The following is a 7989-nucleotide window of genomic DNA, read 5'->3' as shown; positions in this document are numbered from 1 at the left end:
GGCCTTGCACAGGACATGGGGATACCATCCCAGCAGCTTGAGAGCAAGGTATATCCACTCATAATAAGTGAGGTGGATTTTCCGAGGATCTATTATAATATGATGCTGCTGGTTCTTGTGCTGACGGCTCTGTGGGCGTTATATAATATAGTCAGATGTATATACAGTGTGTGCTGTCCATGGAAGGTGTCAGGAATGCAGGTCGTATCGGGCGGAAAGGCAGACAGAAATACTGTCAGGGATATAGATGAACAGCTCAGATACAATCTCTACTATGATCAGGATGGTATAGCCATAACAGACAAATATCTGGTATATCACGGAACCTGGCATACGGATGTGGTGGAACTCAGCACCATAGAGACGTTCAAGAAGCTCAGAACATCGGCGAATATAGGGCCGGCAGACAAAAAGATATACAAACTACTCATGGTGGATGTGGATGGCGTGACATATGAGCAGGACTTCAAGACGGAGGCTGCCATAGATGAAGCATTGTCATATCTGAGAGATTCAGGGAAAAAATAAAACAGTATATGCGGTTCGTTATCAAACGGATCGCACATACTGTTTTTGTTTTGCCTATTGTACTGTGCAGACTATACGTCAAGCTTGTCCTGATCGGAGAGCACTGATGGATCCTCAGATACATCTGAAAGTCCCATGTACTCATCGCCGATTACCTCTGATGTCTCAGCAGCAGCGGCATTTGCAACGGCACCAGTTGCCTCGGCGAGAACATCCTCAGCCTCAGCTACGGTCTCGGTTACGGCCTTTGCGGTTGTCTCATCCGGAATATCCGCTGTGGCTTTCGGGGTTACAACATCCTCGGTTGCGGCTTCTTCGGATGTGGTTTCTTCTGCTCCGGTGGTGTCTTCGTGAAGTGTGAAATATTCACGGTCGCCATCTTCGGTGGAAGCAGCTTTTTCCTTAACCTTGTCCTTGAGCTTGTCATATGTGTCGGATACTGTATTCTTTGCTTTCTGGACTGTCTCGGAATCTTTTACTTTATTGTAGGTATCCTTGATCGTATCCTTTGCCTTTTGGACTGTCTCAGAGTCCTTTACCTTGTGGTATGTTTCAGAGTCCTTGATCTTTTTGACTGTCTCGGAGTCCTTTACTTTGTGGTAAGTATCTGTAGCTGTGGCTTTTGCCTTCTTTACAGTATCATTGTTCTCAACTGTCTGGTAAGCTTTCGTTGTCTTGATCTTGTCTTTGAATAAGTAGCAGACACTTCCTGCAGCGGCAAGAGTGAGCGCCATTTTTGCCAATTTGTTCATGATAAAAATCTCCTTCCCATAGAATATAACCTGTCCATTTATTTTAATATGTATTCGTGTCAAATGCAATAAGTGTGGTGGATTGATTCACAGGAATTAATATTTGCGAATGATATACCGTGTATGATATATTCATCTATAATGGAATGGATAAGTGGAGGTAAAATGGAACATGAATAATAGTGGACAGGATTACAACAAAGAGGAACAGGCGATAAAGGCACTTCAGAAAAACTATTTCCTATGTGCGGCACTCACACTGGCAGTGGGAGTTGGAATGCTCGCATTTACATCATATAAGGTGATCGGAATAATATGCATCGTGCTGTGTGTGGTATTTGGAGTAATGGGTATCGTGCTCGTTGTCAAGCCGGACATGATAGATGTATCAGAGGATGGTGTGATGTCATATAAGAAGAAGGACAAGCCGGACAAAAAGTAAATATATTGTTTTTTATGAAAGGACGATAACATGAACGAATACAAGGACGAAAGGGACATTTTGGAGAAGGACATCAAGGCGCTTGAGGGGAAGTCTGCAACGTATTCAGGGGTTAGATTTGTGATGTTCCTTGCAGCTCTGGCAGGGCTGATAATAGGCATATATGACAACAGAGTGACAGTGCTGATCCTGGGAATAATAGCCGCTGTGGCATTTGTCGCAATGGTGTTTATCCACGGAAAGCTTAGTGAGGAGCTGGAATATAAGAAAGCCAAGTCGGAGGTGCTCAGGAGGTATATAGAGAGATTCGGCGACGGCTGGAAGAAGTTTGAGGACAACGGTGCGCAGTATCTCGGCGATGACGATCTGGTTGCAAGGGATATGGACCTTCTTGGACAGAGCTCTCTGTATCAGTTTATCTGTGTTGCGGGAACCGAGGAGGGAAAAAGGGCTCTCGCCGAGAGTATACGCGATCCGAAGTACGATATAGCAGACATAGAGGAGCGCCAGGAGGCGATAAAAGAGCTCACTTCAAAGAGAGAGTTCTCGATGGATTTTGAGACCCTCGGTGTGAAGACCGGAATGGGCAAAAAGAAGAAATATACCGCGGATGAATTTGTGGCATACTGCAATGGCGATGACCATATACCTGCGGTGTTCAACATATTGAGATTTTTACTGCCGGCGATAACACTGGTGGCATTTATACTTGGAATAATGGGTGAGATAAACATAGGCTGGACGCTTGTCTCATTCTTTGTTGTGCTTTTGTTCTCCTGGCTTTTTGGCGGAGTTGCGGGTCAGGCTGTCATGCCGATGATCTCATTTGGCTATGTGATAGAGGACTATATAAGAATGTTCGAGCTGATCTCCGGGGAGAATTTCGACAGTGAACTTTTAAATGATATCAAATCGCATCTGTCAAATGACTCTGGTGCCCTGGCGGCTATAAGAAAACTGAGGACGATAAGTGCGGCGTTCAATATCAGATACAATCCTATAGTTCATCAGATACTGTGTGGACTTATAATGTGGGACTTCCACATAGGCAGGATGATGGACAAATGGAAACAGAAGAATGGACAGAGCGTTGAGGGCTGGATAAAGGCTGTCTCTGATATGGAGGAACTCATGTCATTTGCTGTCCTTTCAAGAACGAGGGAAGTGAGCTATCCACAGGTCGGCGCAAATGCCAGAGTGCATGTCACCGCCAGGGATATGAGACATCCTCTGATAAGCCCTGATACAGTCGTGGCAAATGATGCGGACTTCAAGGGCGGTGCCACGATAATAACCGGAAGTAATATGTCCGGAAAGACGACTTTCCTCAGAACACTGGGTATAAATCTGGTGCTTGCATATGCGGGCGCGCCAGTGTGTGCGGGCTATATGGAGGCTGACAGGATGAAGATATTCACATCCATGAGGGTGACCGATGATGTCAGCAATGGAATATCAACGTTCTATGCAGAGATACTCAGGATAAAGACGATGGTTGAGTACAGGAAAGAGAACAGACCTATGCTCTGTCTTATAGATGAGATATTCAAGGGAACAAATTCTGCTGACAGAATAGTGGGAGCAACACAGGTCATCAGAAAGCTTGCGGGGGCGGGTTCAATGACACTGGTATCTACACACGATTTTGAGCTGTGTGATCTCAAGGCGGAGGACGGAACACCTGCTGCGAACTATCATTTCGAGGAATATTACGAGGGAGACCAGTTGAAATTCGACTATAAGAAGAAGGATGGCAGGTGTACCACGACAAATGCCATGGCGATACTTCACATGGCAGGACTCGACTGATGCTGAAAAATGGCATTATCTGGCATAACAGTAAAAATGCACAAAAAATGCGATTTTTTTAGTGCTATAATTTTTGGGTAATTATGCACAATGACAGTTATCAGTAATAACCAAAAACTTTGTTGAATGATTTTACCAAATATGTTATATTTGGAGTAGTGATTTGAGGGGGATAATACAAGAATATTCGTAAGCCAGACATACGAAAACAAAAGGAGGTAGACATATTATGTTACCAGCAAATATAGGACAGGCAGGGGATAACGCATTATCAATAGCGGCATCCAGTAATAAAGGAACACTTATTCGTTATCTGAATGATCAGGTTGAGGACGGATTCTATACATTGGTTATAGACAGCCTGAAGGATTCTAATTTTGATCTGTCGACCATGACAGTGGATGACGAGGTTCGTGCTCAGTGTACAAAGCTGTATGAGCTTGCAGAGTTTGTAGACTTCAATATAAAGGCGACCGGACACTATGCGATCGAAGAGTGGATAGAGCCTTTATTCAGATTTGTATATGGTGATATTGACCCTACTGATATAGATGCGCCTGTATCAGCTACAGGTGTTTATCGTTACAGTGTATGGCTGCTATATCTCTTACAGCTTGAGAAGATACCGGAGTGCATGAGACTGATCGGGGATAAGATCGCTCCACTTCTCATCAACATTTCATACCAGATACTTGAGGATGATGACAGACCAAAGAACTTTGACAAGGCTCTGCTCGGATACCTGGATTTGATCAATGTGGTTATGGAGATGGATATCTCAGCCAAAGACATAGGATCTGATTCATATATCAACAACCTCGAGGTACTTTATGATTACGTCATCGAGGATGCACATGCACCTAACGATTACAAGATACAGTTATCTATCAATCTCTTCTCTATCTACATTGCGAACAAGCAGTATGAGAAGGCATTTCAGTTCTACGGACTGAACGCAGAGTACATACCTATAGATAACCTGTCAGTATACTCCAACTTCAAGGAGCTCATCAAGAATGTCACAAGCACAGAGGCAGCAAAGATCCTCAGCAGCAAGGTGGCTTCAGAGATCTCCAAGCAGGAGGTATACAACAAGAGGATAGATTCACTGCTTAATGAGACCTGCGCATTTACCAAGAAGGTATATCAGGCCATCGAGAATGAGCCGGAGGTCAAGAAGGTACTTCAGACACTTGGTTCAGGAGCACAGCTCAGCGGACGTCAGAACATTCCTGAGGGAGCATATGAGTACAACAAGCTCTTCATAGAGTGTGGAATCAAGGCATATGTTAACTCTGATATAACACAGAAGTCATATGAGGAGAAGTATGAGAGTCTGGAGATCCTCTCCAAGGCACTCAATGTACTGTTTGAGGGATACAGCTTGTATGAGGTATCGAACAAGATCGAGGATCAGTACATAGAGCTCACATGGTGCTGCAACTTCCTGAACGCCAATCCTTCAATGCTGAAGGCATTCTTCAGTGTAAAGGAGAAGGTAAAGGTATTTGATGTCAGAAAGAAGTCAATTGTTGAGAAGAACAACAAGAACAAAGAGGTTTACTCAATGCTTGACAATAGACAGAAGATCCTTCTGTTCATGGCTGCTGAGGATATGGTCGTTAACGGACTCAACAGTACCAAGAAGATGGTTCTTGCATCAAGCTACGATATCAACACAGCCAAGAAGTACCTGCATGAGACATATGTCAGAACAGCTCTTCCTGAGAAGTATAAGGAGGAAAATGAGCAGGGTGGCGGTGGTCTCTTCGGTAAGAAGCAGCAGGCTATGCCGGCTGATCTGGTATCACTGTGTAAGGTAGCTATTGTTGAGGAGATGCTGTGCAAGTCAGAGTACCTGTACCATCAGCACACTCTCAAGGGAATAGACAAGCCATCAAACGAGGAGATGACATACTCTGTAGCATGTCTGATCAAGTGTATCAACCATATGATCAACAAGAAGAGCAAGGCTGCTGCAGCTCCTAACAAGAAGGTCATCATAACCAAGACAGGTAAGGTTATAGAGCTCAACGATGAGTCAGGACAGGCACTAGAGAAGCAGGAGTCAGGAATCATCGAGGCTATAGACAATATAGTTGTCCAGCTCAAGGATAAGAGTGAGAGCAACGTCAAGTATGTAAAGGATTACATTGAGGATCTTATGAATACACTCATGAAGTACAACTGGGATATGAATGTACAGCTTGATGAATTCTCAGGTGAGGAACTCAGAAACAAGGCCTTCCTTGTTATCAAGAAGCTCAACTATGATCTTCTCAAGTAATCTGATATTACAGGACAATTAAAAATATCAATATATTATGTGAAAAGCACCGGAACAAACTATAAGTTTGTTCCGGTGTTCTTTTTAAGGGTGGAAAAATATAGTTGTATATGCTAGAATAGGTTGGATTTAATAAAGATATAAGATCAGGAGGATAAGAAATGGCAAAATTCATCAAGACACCGGTAAAAGGTATGTGTGATCAGCTTCCGGCTGATATGAGGCTTAGAGAGCATGTGCTTTCAATGATCAAGACAAGTTATTCCAGATTTGGATTTACACAGATAGAGACTCCTGTTATGGAACATATAGAGAATCTTACAAGCAAGCAGGGCGGTGACAATGAGAAGCTTATCTTCAAGGTGATGAAGAGAGGCGCAGACCTTGCGAGAGCCATCGATGCAGGTAAGGGAGAGTTGGCAGACAGCGGACTCAGATACGATCTTACACTTCCACTCTCAAGATATTATGCGAACAACAAGGAGCAGCTTCCAAGCCCATTCAAGGCACTCCAGATCGGACCTGTATTCCGTGCGGATCAGCCACAGAAGGGACGATTCAGAATGTTCACCCAGTGCGATATAGATATACTTGGTGACAATACAAACCTTGCGGAGATAGAGCTTGTGGCAGCCACATCCGATATGCTCTCAAGAATATTCTCTGAGGTGGGAATAACAGATTTTACTATCCACATTAACGACAGACAGATACTCCGTGGTGCTGCGAAGAATGCGGGATTTGCAGAGGAAGACATTGCTTCAATACTCATCAGCCTTGACAAGTATGACAAGATAGGTCTGGATGGCATAAGAGCAGAGCTCACAGAGAACGGATACGACGCAGAGATGGTGGACAAGTATCTTGAGATATACCAGAACCTTGGAGATATGAGCTGCGCTGAGTTCTGTAGGGACATAGACGCTGAGTGCCTTGATCCAAAGGTTATAACCAATATGGACGAGATCATATCAAGTGCAAAGACCATGGTTGCAGATGGCGTAAAGATCGTATTTGACCCTACTCTTGTGAGAGGTATGGGATATTACACAGGACCTATTTTTGAGGTTACAATAGATGACTACAACTTCTCCATCGCCGGCGGCGGAAGATATGACAAGATGGTTGGAAACTTCTGTGGACAGGATGTCCCTGCAACAGGATTTTCAATAGGTTTTGAGAGAATAATCACCATACTCAAGGACAAGCTTGAGAATGGATACAAGATAGATTCTGACAACGTGGCTATCCTCATTCACAAGGATGTGACACTGGACAAGAAGCTTGAGATCTTCAAGGAGGCAAAGGAACTTCGCCAGGCAGGTAAGACAGTGACTATCCAGATGATGAGAAAGAACATGAAGCAGCAGATAAACATGCTGGAGTCAGAGGGATACACAGAGTTCAAGAAGGTGTACAACGACTAACATACGTTCTGTGGATCACACAGATGTGTAACATCATGACAGAACGTATATGTTACTGAGATATTTAATAAAAGGCTGTATTCACATATCAGGCAGATATGTGAATACGGCCTTTTGTGTTGCGTTATGAATAACAGAAATTATCTTACCATGCCATGCTTTTTCCTGAAGTAGAAAATAAACGGCTTTTCAATGATCCTCTTGAGGGTGATCTGTATCTCCTCGTGGCTTGTGTCTATAGGCTTGACAAGGATAGTGTGTATGCCAAGGCTGGCACTTCCGATGATGTCAGTGTAGATCTGGTCGCCCACGGCGATCGTGTTGTCTATGTTGCAGCCTATCTCGTTCATGGCACGGATGTAGCCCTTTTTCGATGGTTTGCCGGCTTTGAATATGTAATTCACCTTCATCTTTTTGTTGAAAGCGGCAACCCTTGGCTCCTTGTTGTTGGATACCAGACATACCTTGAAGCCCATGGCCTTGAGCTGTTCCATGAGCTGGATCGCTCTGGATGTGGCCGGCTCATTATGTCTCACAAGAGTGTTGTCTATGTCGAACAGTATACCTCTGTATCCCATGTCGTAATACTTTTTGAAATCTATCTTGTATGTGGATGAATAGTATTCATCCGGCAAAAATCTGATCATAGATATCCTCCCAGTTTGTTGTCGATTCATTATACCACAGGTGGACAGACAGTTGTATAAACACTTAATAAAATAATAAAATACCATATCCCGTCAC

The 7989-nt window shown here is 43.7% G+C and carries 7 protein-coding genes; 5 read left to right on the top strand and 2 right to left on the bottom strand.

Features of this window, described 5'->3' with window-relative positions:
• Window positions 1–528: hypothetical protein (locus CCU_RS05780; RefSeq protein WP_208896026.1), on the top strand; the 528-nt coding region annotated here is incomplete at its 5' end.
• A 71-nt stretch (window positions 529–599) separates the two neighbouring features.
• Here CCU_RS05780 and CCU_RS05775 read toward each other — a convergent pair.
• Window positions 600–1280, bottom strand: a complete 681-nt coding sequence (locus tag CCU_RS05775) for a YtxH domain-containing protein (RefSeq protein WP_015533921.1) — start codon at window positions 1278–1280, stop codon at window positions 600–602.
• Window positions 1281–1452: 172 nt separating this feature from the next.
• Between CCU_RS05775 and CCU_RS05770 the strand changes: the two genes are divergently transcribed.
• The 4 genes from CCU_RS05770 (at window position 1453) to hisS (ending at window position 7245) form a co-directional block, all read left to right on the top strand.
• Window positions 1453–1722 carry a hypothetical protein gene (locus tag CCU_RS05770; protein WP_015533920.1) on the top strand — a complete coding sequence of 90 codons (270 nt, stop codon included), beginning with the start codon at window positions 1453–1455 and terminating at the stop codon, window positions 1720–1722.
• 30 nt (window positions 1723–1752) lie between these two features.
• Window positions 1753–3531 carry a MutS-related protein gene (locus CCU_RS05765; RefSeq protein ID WP_015533919.1) on the top strand — a complete coding sequence of 593 codons (1779 nt, stop codon included), beginning with the start codon at window positions 1753–1755 and terminating at the stop codon, window positions 3529–3531.
• A gap of 229 nt (window positions 3532–3760) precedes the next feature.
• A complete protein-coding gene (locus CCU_RS05760) occupies window positions 3761–5818 on the top strand; it encodes a hypothetical protein (RefSeq protein ID WP_015533918.1) in 2058 nt (685 codons plus the stop codon).
• 161 nt (window positions 5819–5979) lie between these two features.
• A complete protein-coding gene (hisS, locus tag CCU_RS05755) occupies window positions 5980–7245 on the top strand; it encodes a histidine--tRNA ligase (RefSeq protein WP_015533917.1) in 1266 nt (421 codons plus the stop codon).
• 140 nt (window positions 7246–7385) lie between these two features.
• Here hisS and CCU_RS05750 read toward each other — a convergent pair whose 3' ends face one another.
• Window positions 7386–7892, bottom strand: coding sequence for a YqeG family HAD IIIA-type phosphatase (locus CCU_RS05750; protein ID WP_015533916.1), 507 nt, complete (start codon window positions 7890–7892; stop codon window positions 7386–7388).
• Window positions 7893–7989 lie beyond the last annotated feature (97 nt).

The sequence above is a fragment of the Coprococcus sp. ART55/1 genome (assembly GCF_000210595.1).
GTDB lineage: Bacteria > Bacillota > Clostridia > Lachnospirales > Lachnospiraceae > Coprococcus > Coprococcus aceti.
This window is presented reverse-complemented; position numbering and strand designations above follow the sequence as displayed.